Source organism: Candidatus Zixiibacteriota bacterium (assembly GCA_040752595.1).
Taxonomy (GTDB): Bacteria; Zixibacteria; MSB-5A5; order WJJR01; family WJJR01; genus JACQFV01.
In genome coordinates this window covers 369665-390388 of record JBFMGX010000004.1, presented here as the reverse complement: position 1 = coordinate 390388, position 20724 = coordinate 369665, and the positions used below count along the sequence as shown (strand labels likewise).

Sequence of the window (20724 nt, the reverse complement as noted above, 5' to 3'; positions counted from 1 at the left end):
GGTTCATCGCATGTCCGTACCGGATGCATGTCGATAGTGAGGGAACGATGAAACATCTGTTTGTTCTCCGCAACCAACGCGGGTTTGTGATGCTGACCTGCATGGCGCTGCTTCTGATGTTCGGCATCCTCGGCGTCTCGATGGTCAACAAGTCGTCCGATGACATGGACGTGGCCGGGTACCAATTGCGGGACGTCAATGCCCTCTACGCCGCCGAGGCGGCGGCGGACTATGCCTACGCCCTGTTCAACGCCGCCATCGACTCCACCGACGCGCCGCCCAACCCGCTGCCGGTCGATTCGTTCGTTCTCGACCGCTATCATGTCCAGTACGCCACCCTGGCCGTCGGCACGCCCACGACCCGGAATCTCACGACCGGGGCGTTTCGGGGGCTGTATGGCCTCGTGCAAGACTACGACCTCTGGGGGTACGCGCGCTCCGACGCCTCCGGCGTGCAGAACTCGGTGCGCATCCGGATGGAGCGGGCGCTGATCCCGATCTTCCAGTTCGCGATCTTCTATGACAAGGTGCTGGAGTGGCACCCGGGGCCGGTGATGACCCTGTCCGGGCGCGTCCATTCGAACGGCGACACCTATCTCGGCTCCAACAACGGTCTGACCATCAACTCGTTTCTGACCGCCGCCGGGTCCATCTACCACGGTCGTGATCCCGCCTCGGGAATGGCGACCGGCACCGGGTATGTGCGCATCAAGGACAAGGACGGGGTGGACCGTGACATGCGGAACCCCGACGGCACCTGGCTGGATCACAATGAGAGCCAGTGGATGCAGAAGGCGCTGGACCGCTGGGGCGGTCAAGTGCAGGATGTCGACCACGGCATGACGTCCCTCAACCTGCCCCTGGAGGCCAGCAACGACCCCCATGCCATCATCGAAGACGCCTCGGCCGGGAACACGGATTCCTATGAGAACAAGGCCACGTTGAAGATCCTTGACGGACAGGCCTACTTCAAGAGCGGCGGTTCGTGGGTCAATGTGACCGCCGATCTAACCTCCAGCGGCGTGCTTTCGACGTCGTCATTCTACGACGGGCGCAACGCCAAGACGGTCAACGCCCGCGACATCGACATCTCCAAGCTGAACACCAGCGCCTATTGGCCGAGCAACGGAATCGTCTATACGAAGGACACCTACTCGGGCGGCAACCTCAAGGCCACCCGGCTGATCAACGGTTCGTCGCTCAAGTCGGGGCTTACGGTGGTGTCGGAGAACCCGGTCTACACGAAAGGGAACTACAACTCCACAAGCAAGAAGCCGGCCGCCATTTTCTCCGACGCTTACACGGTCCTGTCGACCAACTGGCAGGACAGCAACAGCACCAAGACGTTGACCTATCGCAATGCGAACCCGACGACGGTGAACGTGTCGTTCATCACCGGCAATGTCGCCAGCGTGGGCGGGAACTACTCGGGCGGGGTCGAGAACTTCCCGCGGTTCCTCGAGAACTGGAGCGGCGATAACTTCACTTGGAGCGGCTCGATGGTGCAGATGTGGTATTCGGAGCAGGCAACCGCCAAGTGGGGCGGCACCGGCGGCTACTACAATCCCCCGAATCGCGTTTGGCAGTTCGACACCGATCTTCTGGATCCCACCAAGCTTCCTCCGGGAACGCCGATGGTCAACGCCGTGGTGAAACGCGGCTGGGCCAACACGGGGGGACCGATCGCGGGATCCTGACGACGATCGGTCTGCGACGGCAAGCGCAGTCGAAGCGCGGTTTCCGGCCCTTCGCCGCGGCGATGACGAATCCCTCGGTGCGCAGATGCCTGGCTTGCGCCGCCGCGCTTCCCGGGAACTTCGTATAGAGACTTCCATCGGACTGCACCACGCGCCAGTAGGGTGTGATGCGTCCCTTCCTGGCGCGACGATCCTCTTCGGCGGCCTCGGCGACGATGCGGATGAAGATGCCGGTGCAGAGCGGGCAGGCGTTTTCGGCGCCATAGTCGCGCGCCAGACGTTCCCGGATCAGGGTCGGCGTCGTCAGCCGTCCCTTGCGCACCTTGCGGATGAGCCAATCGACATCGATGGGGCGGGAGATCAACATCGTCCCCCGCCCATACTGCCGTTGCCACTTCGGCGGGACGGGGACGATCTTCGCCGGCTGATCCTTCTCCAGTTTCGCCCGCCAGCGTCCAGGATGTACGGTCTTCATGGTGCACCTCGTCATACGTGGAGCATGACCACGTTGCGTGGCCGCGATCTCCGATCGCGGTTGCGCGAAGCGCGACAATCGAAACATATCACAAAGCCGCGATCAGAGATCGCGGGCACACGAAAGATCCCTGCTCTTCTGCCCCCCATTACCGTCGTGACCGCAGCCATTCGATCACCAGCCGCGCGCCGAACCCGGTGGCGCCTTTCGGGCAGAGAGCCTGCCCTTTATCCTCGACGTCGACGCCGGCGATGTCGATGTGCAGCCAGGGATAGTCGCCGGTGAACTTGCGCAACAGGCGCGCCGCCACGCTGGCGCCGCCATACTGCTTCCCGGAATTGCGCATGTCGGCGATCTCGGAGCGGATCACCTCGTCATACTCCTCATCCAAGGGCATCCGCCAGGCCTTTTCCCCTGTCGCCCTGGCACACTGATCCATCGCCCGCCACAGGACATCGTGTTCCGTGAAGACGCCGCAGCGTACCTCTCCCAAGGCGACACGGATGGCACCGGTCAGGGTGGCGCAATCGACAATCACCCGCGGATTGTACCGTTGGGCATATGTCAGGGCATCGGCGAGGATCAGGCGCCCTTCGGCATCCGTGGAGATGATCTCCACCGTGAGACCGGAGAGCATCCGGATGACATCACCGGGACGATAGGCGGCGCCGGAGGGCATATTCTCCACAAGCGGAGTCAGCGCCACCAGATCCAGCGGAAGTCTGAGCTTGGCCGCAGCGCAGATGGCCGCCAGCATCACCGCCGAACCGGTCATGTCGCCGCGCATCTCCCACATGTCGGCGCCGGGTTTGAGTGTGATGCCGCCGGAGTCGAACGTCACGCCTTTCCCGACCAAAGCGACGTCGACGGCCTGCGGCGTGCGCTTTCGAGCTCCCGCCACCCGCCGTTTCCGACCGTGGTACGAAGCGATGAGGAATCGGGGCTCATGCACCGATCCACCGCCCACCGCCAGCACCGCCCTCATTCCCGCGCGCTCGATCTCGCTGGGCCCGAGAACCTGCAACTTCACGCCGGCCTCCTGGCACCAGCCCGACGCGACTTTCGCCAATGCCGCCGGAGGAAGATCGTTGGCCGGTGTATTGGCCAGGTCGCGCACCCGATTCGTCGCCTCAGCCAGCACATCTCCAGAGGCGAGTCCCCGAGCCGCCTCGCGGCGACGGGCCCCATTGGGCTCCCACAGAATCAACGTCTCCACCGGCGGCGAATGCTTGGACTTTGTCGAATCGGAGTGATAGGTGGAGAACCGGTAGTTCCCCAGCAGCGCGCCGACCACGGCATTCTCGGCGACGCTCCGGGCATCGCGCCCCGACGGCAGGGGCGCGGTCACATGGAGTTGCTTGGCCTTCCCTGCCGCCTGCATCAGGACCGCAAAGGCGCGCCGGACGGTCTCACCAGTCGGTGTTCCGGTTCCCATTCCCACCAAAATGGACGCGCCACCTGCAGAATGGACCAAGGAAGTCTCACCCAGCTTCGCGCTGAAACCGGGGGCGGATAGCGCGGCGCGCAGTGCGGCTTGCAGATCCGCAGGCAATTTCTGTGTCCACGCCGGAGCGGCGTCCGCTTTTTCAGGGACCATGACGGCGAGCAGGCGAAAGCTCGGTGGCTCGCCGGCAATCTGACTGGAAAGCTGGATTCTCGTCATTGGGACCTCCCATTCAAGTGCTGCGGGCAACGAGGCGCCGCCATCGGTTGTAAGCAAATCGATCGCCTCAAACTTGCCAAGTCCCTTTACGAGAATCCCTGCGCTGCCGGTGTCGGTCGCCTATATTCACCCCGTCCAGCGAGAAGGGCACAGATGCGACTCTTGCTTGTCACACAGTTCTTCCCGCCCGAGACCGGGGCCACTCAGAACCGGTTGGGGGCGCTGGTGCGCACATGCCGGGAGGAGGGAATCGACGTCATCGTCGTGACCGCCATGCCTCACTATCCGGCAGGTCGCATCCTCCCGGAATATCAGGGTCGCATCATGAAGACCGAGCTCGACGAGGGGGTGCAGGTGATCCGAGCTTGGCTTTTCACCCACGGTCGGGGAAAATGGTGGCGGATGATGTCGTTTCTCTCCTTTGCAGTCACCGCTTTGCTGGTTGGTATGATCCGCGCACCCCGCGTCGACGTCGTGATATGGGAGACGCCACCTTTGTTTCTGGGCCCTACCGCGTGGCTGTTGGCAAAGATCAAGGGGGCGCGGCTCGTGACGAATGTCTCTGATCTGTGGCCGGCCAGCATTCTCGCACTGGGCGGACTCCGCGATGGCACGATCATGCGTTGCCTCAAGACGATGGAGCAGTTCCTCTATCGACGGTCGGCGCTGATATCGGGACAAACGCAGGCGATCGTCGCCGACATCGCCGGTCGCGTCCCTGCTGTGCCGGTCATTCATTGGGGAAACGGGGCAGAACCCGTGCCTGAAAAGAAGCCGGACAGCGAATCGTGGCGGCGTCGGTGGGGAATCGCGTCGCACCGATTCTTGGCGGGGTACGCCGGGCTCTTCGGACTCTCGCAGGGCTTGGAGATCATTCCGCAGGTGGCGGCACTGACGCCGGATGTTGTCTATGTCTTGGTGGGCGACGGCCCGGCTCGGACGGTGATTCTGAGCGAGATCGCGCGCCGCAGACTCCACAACGTGATCTGTGTCCCCACGCAGCCGCATGAAAACATGCCCGCAGTCTGGAGCGCTTTCGACTGCACGCTTGTATGCCTGAAAAACCTGCCGCTCTTCCGCGGTGCAGTTCCTTCAAAGCTCTTTGAGGCGATGGCGTCGGGGACGCCGGTGATCCTCGCCGTTGACGGCGAAGCGGCCGAGATTGTTGAGAGCTCCGGTTGTGGCCTTGTGACCCCACCCGGCGATGTTTCAGCCATCGCGCAGGCAATCGCCAGACTGGTCCGGAATACTGAAGAGCGGCAGCAGATGGGTCGCAGGGGGAGACTGGCTATCGCCGAGCACTACGATCGCCGGGCGCTCAATCGGCGTTTCATCGGCGCGATCAAACCCCTGGTGGATCAGCAGCGGCTGTGATCCGACAAGAAGACATGCTGCCAGCGGTGGTACCCCCGACAGGAATCGAACCTGTATTACCGGCTCCGGAGGCCGGTGCGTTATCCTTTACACCACGGGGGCGGTTTCTACTTGCGGCGCCCGCCGAAGGACGGCTCGGAACACCCCTTCGGATGACGAGACACCGGATGCCAAATACGGTCTTATCCACAAGCGCTTCAACCGGTTTTTTTGCCGCCCGACAACGGCGGCGCCTTGCCGATCGTGCGGTTTGTGGTTGACGGCGGGACAGAAGGACCATATGCTGCGGCGTCAAACCGGGGAGGTCCGCGATGTGGATCATACGCATCATCATCCTCTTGATCGTGTTCGCGATCGCGCTTGGATTCTCCATCTACAATGCGCCCCAGCGGATCGCTCAGATCGACGTCATCTGGGTGTCCTACAGCGACGTCTCAATGGTGATCGTCGTGTACTGGGCCTTCCTCGTCGGGATGGCGGTGGCGGCGTTGCTGGCGCTGACGTATGTCTTGAAGATCCACAGCGATATGCGCGGCGAGCGCCGCGGGCGCAAACGATTGGAGATGGAGGTTGCCTCGCTGCGCAACCGTTCATTGGAGGAATTGGACGAATTGTAGGGGCACCGCGCGCTGTGCCCGCCGGCACGGCACGTCAGAGGCGGGCACGGCACGCCGTGCCCCTACCGGCGGCCGCAAGGCTACCGACATGGGTCATCAACGATAACGAGGGCCGACCATGGACTTCACCGGCTTCGGATGGACCATCTTCTGGGTGTTCGCGATCGCGGCGGCGGTTTTCGCCTATCTCTGGACCCGCACACATAAGCGACGCACCAGCCAGGCGCCGCGCCTCTACATGGAGGCCCTGCGCGCGCTGGTTGACGGCGATGATCGGACCGCCTTTGACCGCTTGAAGATGACCGCCCAGGAGGATTCCAACAACCTCGACGCCTATCTGAAACTCGGCGACCTTCTGCGCCGGCGGGGTCGAATTGACCGGGCGATCAAGGTTCACCAGGAGCTCAACCTCCGTCGGGGCTTCTCCAAGAATGACATCATCGCGGTGCAGAAGAGCCTCGCCCTGGACTACGTGGCGTCGGGAGATCACACCGCCGCCGAGCGTTCGCTGTTGAAGATCATTGAAGTCGACAAGGAGAACGCCTGGGCCGCCGATCAACTGGTCGCGCTCTATGCGCACTCCGGCCGCTTCGACGCGGCGTTCGACTACCGCCGCGCCGCCGTCAAGCGTTCGGGCAAGGCCGACGGGCACACGCTGGCGATATACAAGACACTGGCGGGCGCCTCACTGTCGGCAGCGGGGAAGAAACACGACGCCCGTGTCGCCTATAAGGAAGCGCTCAGCTTTGACGAGCACTGTATCCCCGCGCTTCTGTATCTCGGCGACGCCTACTGGGATGACGGCGAGCCGGAGGATGCGGTCGAATGGTGGACGCGTCTGGCGGCGGCCCGACCGGAAGCAGCACAGATGGTCTTCGATCGTCTCGAACGCGCCTATTTCGAGCTGGGCCAGTACGGCGAGATCAACAAGTTCTATGAGCGCATTCTCGACAAGAACCCGAATGACGCGATGGCCCTCCTCGGACTGGCCAATCTGTCCCTGAAGAAGGGGGAGTTCGACCACGCCCTGCGCCGCTACCGACAGGTGCTGGAGATCGACCCCGTTTGCCTTCCGGCCCGCGCCGGGATCATCCGCGCCCTCGCCCAGCAGTCTCGCTGGCAGCAGATCGCCCAAGAGGTCGATTCGCTCCTGGGAACGGGGACCTTGGAGGATGAAGGGTACACCTGCTCTCGTTGCGGCCACCGCGAGCCGGAGCCGGCCTGGTACTGCCCCCAATGTAAGGCGGTGGAGTCGTACGGGATCGCGGCGACTTCACAATCGGTGACGACAAAGGCGTAGGTCGATGGTTCGGGAGGGCGAGGCTCACGCCGAGCCATACATTCTCATGGCGCGCACAAAGGAAACAAGCGCGGGAGCATGGTACCGGGACGCCCGCTTCATTATTCAGAATGCCATTGCGGCGGTCGCGGCATTTGCGGCGTGCATCGCCGTCTTCAAAGTCGGCAACGTGGCAGTTCAATTGGAACGCATCGGCAAGGTCGAGATCCGGACCCGAGCACGCAGACACCTTGACGACTTTGACCGATATCTCGCCTTCGCCCGCCAGAGCGCGGCTGATAGCATTGACCTGACGCGCAGCCGATACAGCGGCCACGGTCTGGGCAGAAGTTCACAGCTCGCTCTGGCCATTGGTCGTGTGGCTGACGCGACCATCGATTCTATCAGAAGCAGATACCTCAGCGTTTCGCGTGCCCTCGAGGATGCCATGCTTGAGATCGGACAAGCTGACGATTCCTCATCCGCCGCACACGTCCTGCGTGGGGAGCTTGTACGCCTGTCCGAGCTCCATGCACGCGCTGATTCGACGGCGACTCAGATCCAGTCGATGGTAATCAGCGTGCTCAGGCAGCACGGCATCCCGGAATCGCTGTATCAGCCACGATGAACTCCAGGTCGGCTCGGCAGTCCGCCGTGGCGGATCGCCCTCCCGTTCCTTCTCATCGGCCAGACAACTGCACGTGAGGACAGGGGGCTTCCAGCCCCCTGCGGCGGGCAGAGCCCGCCCTACATTCAAAAGGGCACGGCGCGCCGTGCCCCTACCCCACAATGGCGGGATGACAATCTTGACTACGCCCGGCAGAACTTCTTGTCGAAATCGGTGATGGGGATCTTCACCATCGTCGGGCGGCCGTGAGGACATGAAAAGGGATTCTCCGTCTGCATCAAACGGGCGAATAGACCGTGCATTTCCTCGGGTCGCAGACGGTCCCCCGCCATGACCGCAGCACGGCAAGCGGTAGAGGCGGCAGCCGCTTTCATCAAGTCTTCTCCCCCGCGACGGGCTATTTCCAAATCTTCGAGCACCCGACGAAAGAGAATCACCGGATTGCCCACCTTCAACCCGGTCGGTATTCCCTCCAGCAAGACGGTGCGCGTCCCAAACGGGCGCACCTCGAATCCCAACGCCGTGAAGGCATCCAGCGAGGCGCCAAAAACCTCCAGCTCGCGCGTTTCCAGATCGATGGACTCGGGAAAGAGCAGGCGTTGCGATTCGGCACGACCGCGACCGCGGCGCAGCATTTCCTCATAGAGAACGCGTTCGTGCGCCGTGTGCTGGTCGATGATCCACAGCTCTTCGCCGACCACGGTGGCGATGTAGACATCGTTGAACTGCCAGAAGTTCGTGACGCCGTCCGTCGCTTGGGGGACACATGTTGCCGCCATTGGTGCGGGCCGATCCGTCGGCCAGCCGGGCCAATCGGGCGGTTCACGAACCGCCCCTACATCCGATGATTGGTTGCTTGGTAGGGGCGTATGGCCATACGCCCCTACGTTCTCCGGCGAGGACGCGGGCAGCGGCAATCGCTCGCTCTGCGGGGCATACGATTCCTTCAGAGGCAGAACGGGTGCGACACGCGGTGAGGCAAAGATCACCTTGTTGATCGAATAGTAGGTCAGATCGTACACCATGCGCTCATGGGCGAAGCGCACCTCACGTTTGGTGGGATGCACGTTGACGTCGACCCGGCGGGGATTGACGTTCAAACAGACCACGGCGATCGGATAGCGCCCACGCGGAATCGTCTCGCCATAGGCGGCGGTGACGGCGTGCTGCAGCGATTGCGACCAGACCCGTCGCCCGTTGACATAGGTGAGAATCCGGTCGCGCGTGGCGCGCGCCAACTCCGGTTTCCCCGCATGTCCCTCGACACCCAGTTCCGCGTCGCCGCCCTGGAATGTCAGGAGCGCATCGCCGACACCGTGACCATAGAGATCAATCAGACGTATGCGTCGGTCGGGCGCCGCCGCCAGATGCAAGACCTGCCGCTCGTCGATGAGAAGCGAGAAGGCGACACGATGGTGATAGGCGGCGAAATCGGTCACTGTCTCCACGATGCGCCTGGTTTCAGTGGACGGCGCGCGCATGTACTGATGTCGGGCCGGCGTGTTGTAGAACAGATGCCGGACTGTCACTGCGGTCCCCGGCGGCGCGCCGACAGAACCGGAGTCGCTCCGGGTTCCCCCTTCCCAGAACATCATCGCCGCCTCGTCATGATCGCGCGGACGGGAGACGATCTCCAGGTGTGAAACCGACGCGACCGCTGCCAACGCCTCGCCGCGAAAGCCGAACGTGACGATTCCCTCCAAATCCTCGACGGTCTGGATCTTGGAGGTGGCGTGTCGGAGGACCGCTTGCGCCAAATCAACGGCGCTCATGCCGACGCCGTTGTCGACCACGCGCATCTGCTTCTCCCCCGCTCCGGCGATTTCGATATCGATCGCGGTCGCGCCAGCATCGAGCGCATTCTCGATCAGTTCTTTGACCACCGAGGCGGGGCGCTCGATCACCTCCCCCGCGGCGATCTGGTCGACCAGATGGTCGGGGAGGACGGCGATGGTGCGATCCAATGTGTCGGTCATCGTCATCGTGGTTTTGTCGTAGGGGCGAGGCGTTGCCTCGCCCTCGGGCGACCCAACGGGTCGCCCCTACACCGCTGTCCCGCGTAACCGGCGCGTGAGTTCATCCAGTTTGTTCAACGCCTCCATCGGCGTCATCGCCTCCGGATGCAGTTGCGCCAGGGCGTCGACCGCGGCCCGCTGGTCATCACTGAACAGATTGGCCTGCCCGGCCGAGGCGGTCGCCGGCTTCGGTCTCGGTGCGCCGCGCCCCCGCAGCGGATCAAACGTTCCACTCTCCAGGGCTGAGAGTATCTCATGGGCGCGTGCCACGACCGGGGGCGGCACCCCCGCCATCCGGGCCACGTGAATGCCGAACGAGTCATCGCAGGCCCCCGGCCGGACCCGAAACAGGAAGACGACGCGTCCGTCCTTTTCCTTCGTTGCCAATTGATAGTTGCAGATCGCCGCAAAGCGATCGGCCAGCGAGGTCAACTCATGGTAGTGGGTCGCAAACAGCGTGCGCGGGCAATGCGCAGCGTCACCCGCCAGGTGCTCGGCAATCGCCCAGGCGATGGCGACCCCGTCATATGTCGACGTCCCCCGCCCCACCTCATCGAAGAGGATCAACGAAGCGGCCGTTGCGCCGGCCAGTATCCGCGCGGTCTCCGCCATCTCAACCATGAAGGTCGAACGGTTGTGCGACAGATCGTCATCGGCGCCGACCCGCGTGAAGATGCGATCGACCAGTCCGATCGTCGCCGCCTCGGCCGGAACGAATGAGCCGATCTGCGCCAACAGCACGATCAGGCCGACCTGGCGCAGGTAGGTCGACTTGCCCGCCATGTTGGGGCCGGTCAGAATGTGCAGGAAGCCGTCATCCGTCGAGAAGACCGTGTCGTTGGGAACGAAGCCGCCGGCAGGATTGATCGTCTCCAAGACCGGGTGCCGCCCTTTGCGGATCGTCAATTGCCGGTCGTTCGTGAGCGTCGGACGCGAATACCCACGAGAAAGTGCCGCCCGCGCCAGCGAGGCAGTGACATCAATCCGCGCCAGCGTCCGCGCCAACGCCGATAGAAGCGCGATCTCCGCCACCAGCCGCGTCCGCAACTCCAGGAACAACCGTGTTTCCAGCTCGGCGGCGCGCTCATCGGTCCGGAGGACAATCTCCTCCTTCTCTTTGAGCTCGGCGGTGACAAACCGCTCGGCCGAGACCAATGTCTGCTTGCGGATCCAGTCGGCAGGGACCTTCTCCGCGTGAGTCATCGGAACTTCAATGTAGTAGTCGAAGACCTTGTTGTATCCGACCTTCAGGGAGGGAATGCCGGTTTCACTTCGCAGTTTCGATTGCAGGTCGGCAATCCAGGCCCGTGCCTCGGCGGCATCGGCGTACAGGGAGTCAAGCTCGTCGGAGTAGCCGCGCCGGAAGATTCCCCCCTGAGTGGTCGCCAGCGGCGGATCATCCTTCAGACCGCGCGCCAGTTCCTGATGCCACCGCTCGGTCTCCGTCACCGCAGGATCATCGCGATATGCCAGCGGGGTGGGTCCAATGAGAGTCACAATCGTGGGCCAGCGCGACAGCGCATCGCGGAGCCCGAGCAGATCTCTCGGTCCGATCCGTTCGCTCCCCAGACGACCGACAAACCGTTCGAGATCGAAGATCCCCTTCGTGGCCTCGGAGAGCTTGGCGAGCGTGCCCCGGTCATGGACGAGATGGGTGACTTCGTCCAGCCGTCGTTCGATCGCCTCGCGGTCTGTGAGCGGGTGAGTCAGCCGCTCGCGCAAGAGACGTCGCCCCATGGCGGTCCGGCAGCGATCCAGGACATCGCAGAGCGTGGGACGGTTGCTGTGAGGTCGGCCGATGATGTCCAGATTGACGGCGGTCTGGGGGTCAATCGCCACGACCGCCCGTCCAACCAACGGGCGCATTGACGTTATGTGGGACAAAGGCGCGCGCTTAGTCTCCTTCAAATACCCCAGCAATGCCCCGGCCGCGACAGCCCCGACCGGCAACCGAGTATGACGGGGAGATTCCGCGAGATCGAGCCCGAGCGCGTTCGGATCATCGGTGCCGAAGTGCGATTTCAGCGTGCGGGCCGCTTCATCGGGCTCGAAGTGCCACTCGGGCCAACGGGTCACCCCGGAGCGGTCCGCCGTCAGTGAGCCGATGCGTGAATCGGCATCGGCAGCAATCAGAATCTCGCTGGCGGGGTGCGATGAGAGCAACTCGACCAACTCCTCCGGGGCGCAGTGCTCCACGGCAAACCGACCACTCGTCGGCTCGGCCCACGCCAGCCCGAACTGCCCATTCGCATCAGGACCGGCGACGGCGGCGATGGCGGGCGTCTGTGTTTCTTCCAAGGCGCCGGGCGTCATCACGGTGCCGGGGGTGATGATCTCGGTGACGTCGCGTTTGACCAGACCGGTGGCATGACGCGGGTCCTCCGTTTGCTCACAGACGACTACCCGTTGCCCGGCGGCGACCAACCGGGCGAGGTAGCGCTCCGCCTGATGGTGCGGCACCCCAGCCAAGGGAATGGCGCCGTTCTTGCCGTGAGGGCGTTTGGTGAGCGTGATCCCGAGTATCCGGGCTCCCTCGACCGCGTCGTCCCCGAACATCTCATAGAAATCCCCCATCCGGAAGAAGACCAGATGGCCGGGGTAGCGCGCCTTGATCTCGGCATGCTGCCGCAGCATCGGAGTCAGTGGAGTGTCTGGTGTTTCGCCGGTGGACATCAGAATCGCGGGGATCTGGTCAGTCCTCGAAATGCGCCCGCGACAATTAACACCGCCGCGATGGCTGTGGTCAATCAGTTGCCCAAGCAGAGTCGTGGGGTGCCACGGGTCTTCAGACCCGTGTGATCAAATGATGCACACGATGCCTTGTCCCTCACCCGATCCGCCTGCGGCGGATCGACCTCTCTCCCTCACTCCGTTCGGGACACTGCCGGAGGGAGAGGTTAGCCATCCATCGCCTTGCTTCTGGGGGCAATCATTGCTTGAATGCCGATATGGAACGATCCGGTTCCAAACATCATCGGGTACCCCCGCTCCCCTTTCTCGCCATCGTCGGCGCGACGGGGACGGGCAAGAATGCCTTGGCGCAGGAGATCGCAACACAGAGCGACGCCACGTTGATCTCGGTCGACTCGCGGAAGATCTACCGGGGAATGGACATCGGCACCGCCAAGCCGTCCCCGGAGGTGCAACGACGGTTCGAATACGCGATGATCGATCGTGTCGATCCTGATGAAGCGTACTCTGCCGGCCGATATGCGCGGGAAACCAACAAGGTCATCGCCGAAAGACGCAAGACCGGGCACCCGATCATCCTGGTCGGTGGCACCGGCTTCTACCTGGATGCGTTGATCCACGGGCTGCCCGATCTTCCGGAGGTTGACCGCGCAGTGCGCACGGCCATCTTGGCCGAAGCCGCGACGACCGGCTGGGACTCGCTGTACGGTGAACTGCGTCGAGTCGATCCGGAATTCGCCTCCCGAATCCTCCCATCCGACAAGACGCGGATTCTGCGGGGATGCGAGTTCTATCGCCAAACCGGCCGACCGCTGAGCCGTCACCTCGAGGAATCGGCCCGGCTCGGACTCGACGAGCCGATCGTGGTCGTTTGGATCGACCGACCCCGGCCGGAACTCCTTGGCCGAATCGAGCAGAGGGTTCACGCGATGATGAGACAGGGGCTTGTTGACGAGGTCGCTTCGCTCCTGCGGAAGGGGTTCGGCCCCGATTCCCCCGGCATGGCTACCGTTGGGTATCAGGAGACGATCGCCCACCTCCAAGGTCAGCTTTCGCTCGAGGAGGCAACTCAGCTTATCATCCGGAACACGGGTCGGTACGCCAAGCGGCAAGTCACGTGGTTCCGGCACCGTCCCTATGCCCTCCCAGTGAAGTATCAAGGCGCTGTTGCGCAACACGTTATGGATGCTTGGCGAGGCTCGGAGCCCGCCCTAAGCGGCCGCGGTTGATCGCGACAGGCGTCGCCGACGACCCGGTAGGGTGCCCATCTGGCCAACCCGATAGTCTTCAACTGATTATCTTTTTCATCCGAATCCGCTGCATGAAGCCAAGGTGGTCAGGAAAATCCTTGACACACTTCGTGATTATCTTAAATACCAGCGGGTTACGTGGATTGGGATGACCCAGTCACGTCGGTGTTATCAAGGTGTGTGGATTGGTGTCGATTCTCTTCAGAGTCGACCCGATTCGTCCGAACTACCTAAGTAGGTGGGGCAGAAGACGATTGCGGTATCTGTAAGGGGGGTTGTGACGAGTCGACTGAATCCACATGCGATCTTGATCGCGTTGCTTGCCTTGGCGTTGGCAGGATGCGCGACAACATCGAGGCGTACTGGGCGTGGTGTTCCCAGCGAACCATCGCCGAGTGCCGCCGATTTCGACTCCGGCAATTACTCGGAATCGCCTGAGACTGCGACAGATAGTGCTGCTCCTGTCACCGAGTCCGAAGAGCAGGCAGCGGTTGATCCCGCACATCTCTTCGCAGAAGCCGAGGCGCTCTATGCGTCCGGCGTGGCCGCCAACCAGGACACCCGGTGGCAGGATGCTCAGGTCGCCTTCGAGCGAGCCATCAAGGCTCTGGGTGAAATCGACTTGGCTGCGGTTGAGGACCCCGAAATCGCCGCGAGAATCGATCGTCTCCTCGAAGAAATCAACACCGACTACGAGAAGACGCTGGAAGCGCTCGGGAGCCTTGGCGAGGATGCTTCGAGTTCGACGGTTATGCTCCGCTACGAGAGTGTCGACTCCAGCTTGGCCGGTACGGAACTCGTGACCCGCGAAGCCGAGAAGCAACAGGTAGAGTACGACTTCCCGGTCGAACTCAACGACAAGGTCCGCAACTGCATTCTGTTCTACCAGACGGTGGCGCGTGAGCCGTTCGAGCTGTTCTTGGGGCGGGCGGGTCGATACCTGCCAATGATGAAGGATGTCTTCGCTTCGTATGGCCTCCCCACCGATCTGGCCTATTTGCCTTTTATCGAATCGGGCTTCAACAACAATGCCTATTCCTATGCCCACGCTGCGGGCCCGTGGCAGTTCATCGCCTCGACAGGGCGCCGCTACGGATTGGAGCGTAACGTCTGGTATGACGAACGGCGCGACTTCGAAAAGTCGACGCACGCCGCCTGCCGTTATCTGTCCGATCTGTACGGGATGTTCAACTCTTGGACTCTGGCTCTGGCCGCCTACAATGGCGGCGAGGGACGCGTGGCGCGTCAAATCAAGCGTCAGAAAACCAAAGACTTTTGGAAACTGAAACTGCGCGACCAGACCCGCAACTATGTGCCGCTCTTCATCGCGGCGCTGATGATCGCCAAGGATCCGGAGAGCTACGGGTTCTACGTCGAGCCTGATCCGCCCCTGGAGTTCGATTGGGTCGCCACCAACAAGACGCTGGAATTGAGAGACGTCGCCGGTGCCGTGGGCGCATCGGAGGCGGTGCTGGTCGATCTGAACCCGGAGTTGCGGCGAGGCGTTACACCACCCGATGTCGTGCCGTACCGCGTACGAGTGCCCAAGGGAACGTCACTGCAATTCGCCGCGGCCTATCGGGATCTGCCGGCATCGACCCGGACCCAATTGGTCGAACACACCGTGCGTCGCGGGGAGACGTTGGGGAAGATCGCCCGGCGCTATGGAGTCAGTCTGTCCGAACTTCTCGCGGTGAACAAGTTGTCCGTCAAAAAGCGGCTCAAGGTCGGTCAGGTCCTCACGATCCCGACCTCCGAGCGACTGGCGCAGAGAGAAGTGCGTCAACGCGCGCCGGACCCGACGCCCGCGCCGAAGTCGCGCTCCGCCAAGAGCGGAAGCACGTATGTCGTGCGCCATGGGGACACGCTCTGGGATCTGGCGCGCAAGTTCGGCACGACGACGTCCGCCATCCGTGCCGCCAACCGCATGGGAGCGCACGACCGTCTGATGGTCGGGCAGAAACTGGTGCTTCCCGATGGAACACGGGGTAGCGGCAGCAGCGGCAGCGGCTTCTGGTACACCGTGAAGCGGGGCGACACGATTCTGCGCATAGCCACGCGGTTCGGTGTGACAATCGCCCAACTTCTGGCCCACAATTCCCTCCGCGATCCGGATCAGATCAGCGTGGGCCAGAAGCTCCACATTCCCGCCGACTTGTAAGCATGGGGGCGTCGGGGGCACACTGATATGGCCGCGCGTCGGGATTGGCTGGTAGGGATCATCATCGGCGGCACGTTTCTGGTGTTCGCGCTGGTGATGTTCGTCGCCATGTGGGGGATGTCCGACAGCGAATCGACCAGTTTCGGCGGCTTCGGCAAGCGGGTGGCGGTCGTCGAGTTGATCGGCGAGATCCAATCCTCCCGGTCGATCGTGCGTCAAGTGCGCCGTTGGTCGGAGGACCATTCCGTGCCGGTGATACTCCTGCGGGTCGATTCCCCGGGGGGCGGTGTGGCCGCCAGCCAGGAAATCTACGCGGAGTTGCTCCGCGCCCGCGACAAGGGAAAGAGAATCGTCGTGTCCATGGGGTCGATCGCCGCCTCCGGCGGGCTGTATGTGTCGATGGCCGCCGACACGATTGTCGCCAATCCCGGAACACTGACCGGGTCGATCGGCGTCATCTTCCAGTTCCCAACGCTGGAGAGACTCCTCGACAAGATCGGCGTGCGCTACGAAACGGTGAAGAGCGGACCGTACAAGGACATCGGCAATCTGGCGCGCACCATGACGCCGGCCGACAGCGCCCACCTGCAGTCGGTCATCGACGACAGCTACGATCAGTTCGTCGAGGTGGTTGCGAAGGGACGGCGCCTGTCGCCGGACTCCGTCCGGCTCTTTGCCGATGGCCGGATCTTCACCGGCCGACAGGCCAAGGATCTTCAACTGGTCGACGTGCTCGGCGACTACGAGGACGCGCTTGATGTCGCCGCCGACATGGCGCACATGAGCAAGCCGCCCAAGACGGTGCGGGAGACCATCACGCGGCGGCGGTCGATCTGGGATCTTTTGGGCAGTGCCGCCATACAGCAGCTTCTCGGCAGGAGTACCGATGAGATCGACACGGAGCCGAATCTGCAGTATCGCTACAATTGAGTCCGGAATGTGTGGGATTGAGATATAGACAAATAGACGATGCAATGAGGAGGTCAGGATGACCAAGGCCGATTTGGTGGAGATCTGCGCCGAGAAGACCGGCCTGACGCGCACCGACGTGGCCGTGACGGTGGACGCTTTTCTCGACGCGGTGAAGGCCAGTTTGGAGACCGGGAAGAACATTGAGATCCGCGGGTTTGGGACCTTCAAGGTGAAGATGCGCAAGGCCCGCAAGGCGCGCAATCCGCGCACCGGCGACGAGGTTCCGGTCCCGGACCGCAAGGTGCCGGTCTTCAAGCCGTCGAATGAATTCAAGAATTTGATTGTGAAGCAACCTTTATAGGGGGATGATGGCGCCCCTGCGGCGCCCATCCACGGGAGCGCTCGATGCCATCCGGGAAGAAACGGAAACGCCAGAAGATCAAAACCCACAAGAGGAAGAAACGCCTGCGCAAGGACCGTCACAAAAAGAAACTGCGGTAGAGTCCGCGCAGCTTGAGGTTGGTCTGTCAAGGGGCGGGCGGTGCGAGTGCACCGCCCGCTGTCTGTTCGTGATTCTCAACGGGTAGGCTGCGAGATGACCCTCACCCCAACCCTCTCCCTGGAAGGGTGAGGGGGAATGATAACCTCTCCCTCCGGGGGAGGTCGCTCCCGCCAAAGGCGGGAGCGGGCGAGGGAATAATGCCTGATTGCAGCCATGACTCCGTCCGCCAATATGTCGATTGAAAACCGCTCTGGGATTCCCTTACGTTGATACATGACCAAGGTGGCACGTGGATCATCGCCAGCGCAAACCACGCCTTGGCGGACCGGCGTCGGGGTCTTCCTTGTCGCCCTGGTGTTCTCCTGGTACTTCGTCCACCTGCGCTACCGGCTCAATCAGGAATTTCCGCTGGCGACGCTGCAGGCGCTCATCGATGGGACCGCGCACAAGCCGTTCCAGTTTCGCATGCTGGTCCCATGGATTGTGGGCGCGCTGTCCGGTGTCTTTCCTGTCGAGATCAAAACTCTGTACAAGGTGGTTGACGTTGCCGCGCTCATGGGGTTGTTCTATGCCTTTCGTCTACACCTGAAATCATACTTTGAGGGCATCGCGGTCGAGCTTTTCCCCTTCGCGTTGTTCTATGTCCTACCGTGGAACTACCTCTTGGCCCGCGATCTGCCGGTCTATCTCCCCTATGACCTGGCAGCCGTGGCCTTCTTCGCCCTCGGTCTGGCGCTCTTGCACCGACGCAAGTGGATCTGGTACTACCCGGTGTTCGCATTGGCGACCTTCAACCGGGAGACGATGTTGTTCCTCGCTATCGTCTTCGCGGTCGTGGAGCATCGCCGCCTGTCCAGGGCGTCGTATGCCATTCATCTGGCCGCGCAGGTTGCGATCTGGCTGGCGATCAAGTTCGTGATGGGCTCGATCTACGCCGGCAATCCCGGCACATCGTTCGAGTTCACCCATGTCGGCACCGACATCGCGCACTGGCGCACGAATCTCGAGATGCTCGCCACACCGCAACGACTGATCTTGTTTCTGAGCAGCTTCGGGTTTGTCTGGATTCTCATCCTCGCCGGCTGGAAACGACTGCACGATCCGTTCACGCGGCAATCGCTGTGGGCGATCCCCCCGTTCGTCTTGATGATCCTCCTGATCGGCAATCTCAACGAGATGCGCGTCTATGGCGAATTGACGCCGATCGTGCTGACGGCGGCGTTGCTTGTCGGGGCGGATCTGCTGCAACAATCGTAGGTCAGGAGCCCTGCTTGCGGTGAGCGAAGCCGAACTGCACTCCTGACATCTATTGAGACGGTGGGCAGAGCCCACCCTGCATTGCGAAACCACGGGTCTGAAGACCCGTGGCACGGCGCCGCATTCACCAATTGACGCGCCACGCCTGAGTGCTATATTGTCTTTGGGCAGAGCGTGTGAGCGGGGTCACAAACCAGACCCCAAGATACAATGGCCGGTCGCTTCTTTGGATTCGCGCTGCTGGGCGTCGCCGTCGTGCTCGCCGGTTGCAGCGGTACGACGGGACCGGGGGAGCAAGAACGCCCCTATGCCGCGGTCATCTCAATCGACTCGGACACAACTCTCCCGGGAATGAATGTGCATCTGCCTGTACGCGTAGCGTGGGACGAGTCACTTCCCGACAGAATCGACTCGCTCGCGAGCATCAACTTCGTCGTCTCGTATGACGACAGCGCGTTGTCCTTTGTCGGCACCGACCAAGGACCCGCAATCTCGGAATGGGAGTACTTCACGTGGCGTACCCGCAAGTCCCTCATCCGTAACGGCACCGCTCGGCCGCTCTCCTGCATTGAGATTCAGGCGTTCCGTGATCGGGGCAATGCACAGTCACCACGACCGCCACAACTCCTGCCAGACGGTGCCCTTTGCACGCTGAACTTCGTGGCCACCGCTCATCGCGGAAGATTCGGGACTACGACTGAGGTCGGGTTCTGGATCGGCGATTGTCTGGACAACACGTTCATGGACGCCAAAGATGACAACATCATCTACATGGCAGATACACTCGAGCGCCACGACGGCCTGTGGGCACCCTATGACACGGGGAATTGTCCGCGGAGGTACACTCTGAGACCACTCCTCCGGTTTGTTTCCGGCGCAGTACATTTTGAACAACCGCCGGCGACCCTTGTCGGTGACATCAACCTCAATGGTGTTGCACAAGAGATAGGAGATGCTATACTCCTCACGAATTACTTCATCTACGGAGATCGCGTCTGGGATGCGGATCCCGCGCGCCGTGGGCGCCAGATTGCCGCAAGTGACATCAACGGCGATGGCGAGCTGCTGACGCGGGCAGACCTTGAAGCGATGGTCAGCATCATCACGGGTAACCACGATCCAGGAGAAGCCTTCCCTCCACCGTACAGCGACACACTGGTCCTCTCCGTTTGGGACCAGGTTGAGCGGGTCACAATCCGTGGGAACGCAAATGCCAGCGTCTCGAGCGTGTCAATCTGGGTAGCGCACGACACACAAGACACACTTCACGTTTCGAAGGTCGGACTCGACAGCACAAGAGTCGAAGTGTTCACGTACGACCACGTGTCCCGTGTCACACTGATTGGTACTGTGTTCCGAGATCCGCGTGATGAGTGCATTCTCCTTCGCCAAGGGTCGTCACCCATGCGGATTACCAAGGCGCAGGCGTCTACTCCTCCCGGCGTGTTGATGGCAGTCCATATCCTCGACATTCGAGGATCATCCGCCCCCTAATTGCACTGTTAGATGGCGGGGGCGCCCGCCCTACATCAGGGGACACGGGTCTGAAGACCCGTGGCACAGTGGATGGAACGGCAATGAACGGGCTTTACCCCGTCGCGCGTTCGAGGTATTCCTTGGTGCGGGTGTCGACCTTGACCTTGTCGCCGATTTTGATGAACAGCGGGACCTTCACGACGAGGCCGGTTTCGAGCGTGGCGCTCTTGGTGAGATTGGAGACCGAGTCGCCCTTCACGCCCGGCTCGGAGTCGGTCACCTCGAGGACGACCGCGGTCGGCAGGTCGAGCGAGATCGGCTTGCCTTCGAAATACAAGACTTTGTAGTCGTGGTTCTCCATCAGGAATTCGGCGTATCCCTCCAAATGCTCCTCGGTCAGGGCCACCTGCTCGTAGTTGGAATTGTCCATGAAGTTCCAACTGGTGCCGTCGGTGTACATGTACTGCATCGAACGGTGTTCGAATTCCGGCTCCTCGAACGTCTCCCCAGAGGCAAAGACACGCTCCAGGACGCGCCCGGTCTTGAGGTTGCGCAGCTTGGTGGTCACCTTGGCGCGACGTTGCGCGGTGCGGGCGTTCTGGAAATCCACAATCTCCCAAAGTTCCCCTTCGACTTTGAGCTTCTTGCCGATGCGAAAATCGCTGGTCGATATCATGACGTTTCGTCTCCCCGTGTTTGTTTACGGCGGCCATCATATTCATCGCCG

At 62.1% G+C, this 20724-nt stretch carries 16 protein-coding genes and 1 tRNA gene; 11 read left to right on the top strand and 6 right to left on the bottom strand.

The features are described 5' to 3' along the window. The first annotated feature begins 47 nt into the window (after window positions 1-47). The gene (locus tag AB1792_01865; GenBank protein ID MEW5700963.1) at window positions 48-1697 is read left to right on the top strand and encodes a hypothetical protein; all 1650 of its coding nucleotides are present in this window, start codon (window positions 48-50) and stop codon (window positions 1695-1697) included. Here AB1792_01865 and AB1792_01860 read toward each other — a convergent pair. Next, window positions 1639-2172, bottom strand: coding sequence for a hypothetical protein (locus AB1792_01860; GenBank protein ID MEW5700962.1), 534 nt, complete (start codon window positions 2170-2172; stop codon window positions 1639-1641). The two genes, AB1792_01865 and AB1792_01860, sit on opposite strands and share 59 nt — an antisense overlap. A gap of 148 nt (window positions 2173-2320) precedes the next feature. Then, the gene (locus AB1792_01855; GenBank protein ID MEW5700961.1) at window positions 2321-3835 is read right to left on the bottom strand and encodes a leucyl aminopeptidase; all 1515 of its coding nucleotides are present in this window, start codon (window positions 3833-3835) and stop codon (window positions 2321-2323) included. 153 nt (window positions 3836-3988) lie between these two features. Between AB1792_01855 and AB1792_01850 the strand changes: the two genes are divergently transcribed. After that, window positions 3989-5209 (top strand): glycosyltransferase family 4 protein, encoded by a 1221-nt coding sequence (locus AB1792_01850; GenBank protein MEW5700960.1) that lies wholly within the window; start codon window positions 3989-3991, stop codon window positions 5207-5209. 27 nt (window positions 5210-5236) lie between these two features. On the opposite strand, the gene AB1792_01845 is transcribed toward AB1792_01850, so the two are convergent. Then, a tRNA-Arg gene (locus AB1792_01845) sits at window positions 5237-5311 on the bottom strand. 209 nt (window positions 5312-5520) lie between these two features. Between AB1792_01845 and AB1792_01840 the strand changes: the two genes are divergently transcribed. The 3 genes from AB1792_01840 (at window position 5521) to AB1792_01830 (ending at window position 7733) form a co-directional block, all read left to right on the top strand. After that, the gene (locus AB1792_01840) at window positions 5521-5826 is read left to right on the top strand and encodes a hypothetical protein (GenBank protein MEW5700959.1); all 306 of its coding nucleotides are present in this window, start codon (window positions 5521-5523) and stop codon (window positions 5824-5826) included. A 118-nt stretch (window positions 5827-5944) separates the two neighbouring features. Further along, the gene (locus AB1792_01835) at window positions 5945-7126 is read left to right on the top strand and encodes a tetratricopeptide repeat protein (protein MEW5700958.1); all 1182 of its coding nucleotides are present in this window, start codon (window positions 5945-5947) and stop codon (window positions 7124-7126) included. 46 nt (window positions 7127-7172) lie between these two features. After that, a complete protein-coding gene (locus AB1792_01830) occupies window positions 7173-7733 on the top strand; it encodes a hypothetical protein (protein ID MEW5700957.1) in 561 nt (186 codons plus the stop codon). A gap of 182 nt (window positions 7734-7915) precedes the next feature. Here AB1792_01830 and mutL read toward each other — a convergent pair whose 3' ends face one another. Continuing rightward, a complete protein-coding gene (mutL, locus tag AB1792_01825; GenBank protein MEW5700956.1) occupies window positions 7916-9715 on the bottom strand; it encodes a DNA mismatch repair endonuclease MutL in 1800 nt (599 codons plus the stop codon). A gap of 60 nt (window positions 9716-9775) precedes the next feature. After that, on the bottom strand, window positions 9776-12421 hold the full coding sequence (gene mutS / locus AB1792_01820) for a DNA mismatch repair protein MutS (protein ID MEW5700955.1): 2646 nt from the start codon (window positions 12419-12421) through the stop codon (window positions 9776-9778). Window positions 12422-12696: 275 nt separating this feature from the next. Here mutS and miaA point away from each other — a divergent pair, with 275 nt between their 5' ends. The 6 genes from miaA (at window position 12697) to AB1792_01790 (ending at window position 20015) form a co-directional block, all read left to right on the top strand. Continuing rightward, window positions 12697-13668 carry a tRNA (adenosine(37)-N6)-dimethylallyltransferase MiaA gene (miaA, locus tag AB1792_01815; GenBank protein ID MEW5700954.1) on the top strand — a complete coding sequence of 324 codons (972 nt, stop codon included), beginning with the start codon at window positions 12697-12699 and terminating at the stop codon, window positions 13666-13668. Between the two features lie 298 nt (window positions 13669-13966). After that, complete coding sequence (locus AB1792_01810) at window positions 13967-15850, top strand: LysM peptidoglycan-binding domain-containing protein (GenBank protein ID MEW5700953.1); 1884 nt, start codon at window positions 13967-13969, stop codon at window positions 15848-15850. Between the two features lie 27 nt (window positions 15851-15877). Beyond that, window positions 15878-16780: a signal peptide peptidase SppA gene (sppA, locus tag AB1792_01805; protein MEW5700952.1), complete on the top strand. Its 903-nt coding sequence runs from the start codon at window positions 15878-15880 to the stop codon at window positions 16778-16780. Between the two features lie 58 nt (window positions 16781-16838). Beyond that, window positions 16839-17123 (top strand): HU family DNA-binding protein, encoded by a 285-nt coding sequence (locus AB1792_01800; GenBank protein MEW5700951.1) that lies wholly within the window; start codon window positions 16839-16841, stop codon window positions 17121-17123. Between the two features lie 414 nt (window positions 17124-17537). Then, window positions 17538-18521, top strand: coding sequence for a hypothetical protein (locus AB1792_01795; protein MEW5700950.1), 984 nt, complete (start codon window positions 17538-17540; stop codon window positions 18519-18521). Between the two features lie 210 nt (window positions 18522-18731). Next, window positions 18732-20015 carry a hypothetical protein gene (locus AB1792_01790; protein ID MEW5700949.1) on the top strand — a complete coding sequence of 428 codons (1284 nt, stop codon included), beginning with the start codon at window positions 18732-18734 and terminating at the stop codon, window positions 20013-20015. Between the two features lie 94 nt (window positions 20016-20109). On the opposite strand, the gene efp is transcribed toward AB1792_01790, so the two are convergent. Further along, entirely contained in the window at window positions 20110-20673 is a 564-nt protein-coding gene (gene efp / locus AB1792_01785; GenBank protein MEW5700948.1) for an elongation factor P, read from the bottom strand. Window positions 20674-20724: the final 51 nt, after the last annotated feature.

Bases quoted from the DNA above. Each gene is read 5' to 3' on its own strand.
- AB1792_01865 (MEW5700963.1), top strand. From the start codon at position 48: ATGAAACATCTGTTTGTTCTCCGCAACCAACGCGGGTTTGTGATGCTG.
- AB1792_01860 (MEW5700962.1), bottom strand. From the start codon at position 2,172: ATGAAGACCGTACATCCTGGACGCTGGCGGGCGAAACTGGAGAAGGAT.
- AB1792_01855 (MEW5700961.1), bottom strand. From the start codon at position 3,835: ATGACGAGAATCCAGCTTTCCAGTCAGATTGCCGGCGAGCCACCGAGC.
- AB1792_01850 (MEW5700960.1), top strand. From the start codon at position 3,989: ATGCGACTCTTGCTTGTCACACAGTTCTTCCCGCCCGAGACCGGGGCC.
- AB1792_01840 (MEW5700959.1), top strand. From the start codon at position 5,521: ATGTGGATCATACGCATCATCATCCTCTTGATCGTGTTCGCGATCGCG.
- AB1792_01835 (MEW5700958.1), top strand. From the start codon at position 5,945: ATGGACTTCACCGGCTTCGGATGGACCATCTTCTGGGTGTTCGCGATC.
- AB1792_01830 (MEW5700957.1), top strand. From the start codon at position 7,173: ATGGCGCGCACAAAGGAAACAAGCGCGGGAGCATGGTACCGGGACGCC.
- mutL (MEW5700956.1), bottom strand. From the start codon at position 9,715: ATGACGATGACCGACACATTGGATCGCACCATCGCCGTCCTCCCCGAC.
- mutS (MEW5700955.1), bottom strand. From the start codon at position 12,421: ATGTCCACCGGCGAAACACCAGACACTCCACTGACTCCGATGCTGCGG.
- miaA (MEW5700954.1), top strand. From the start codon at position 12,697: ATGGAACGATCCGGTTCCAAACATCATCGGGTACCCCCGCTCCCCTTT.
- sppA (MEW5700952.1), top strand. From the start codon at position 15,878: ATGGCCGCGCGTCGGGATTGGCTGGTAGGGATCATCATCGGCGGCACG.
- AB1792_01800 (MEW5700951.1), top strand. From the start codon at position 16,839: ATGACCAAGGCCGATTTGGTGGAGATCTGCGCCGAGAAGACCGGCCTG.
- AB1792_01795 (MEW5700950.1), top strand. From the start codon at position 17,538: ATGACCAAGGTGGCACGTGGATCATCGCCAGCGCAAACCACGCCTTGG.
- AB1792_01790 (MEW5700949.1), top strand. From the start codon at position 18,732: ATGGCCGGTCGCTTCTTTGGATTCGCGCTGCTGGGCGTCGCCGTCGTG.
- efp (MEW5700948.1), bottom strand. From the start codon at position 20,673: ATGATATCGACCAGCGATTTTCGCATCGGCAAGAAGCTCAAAGTCGAA.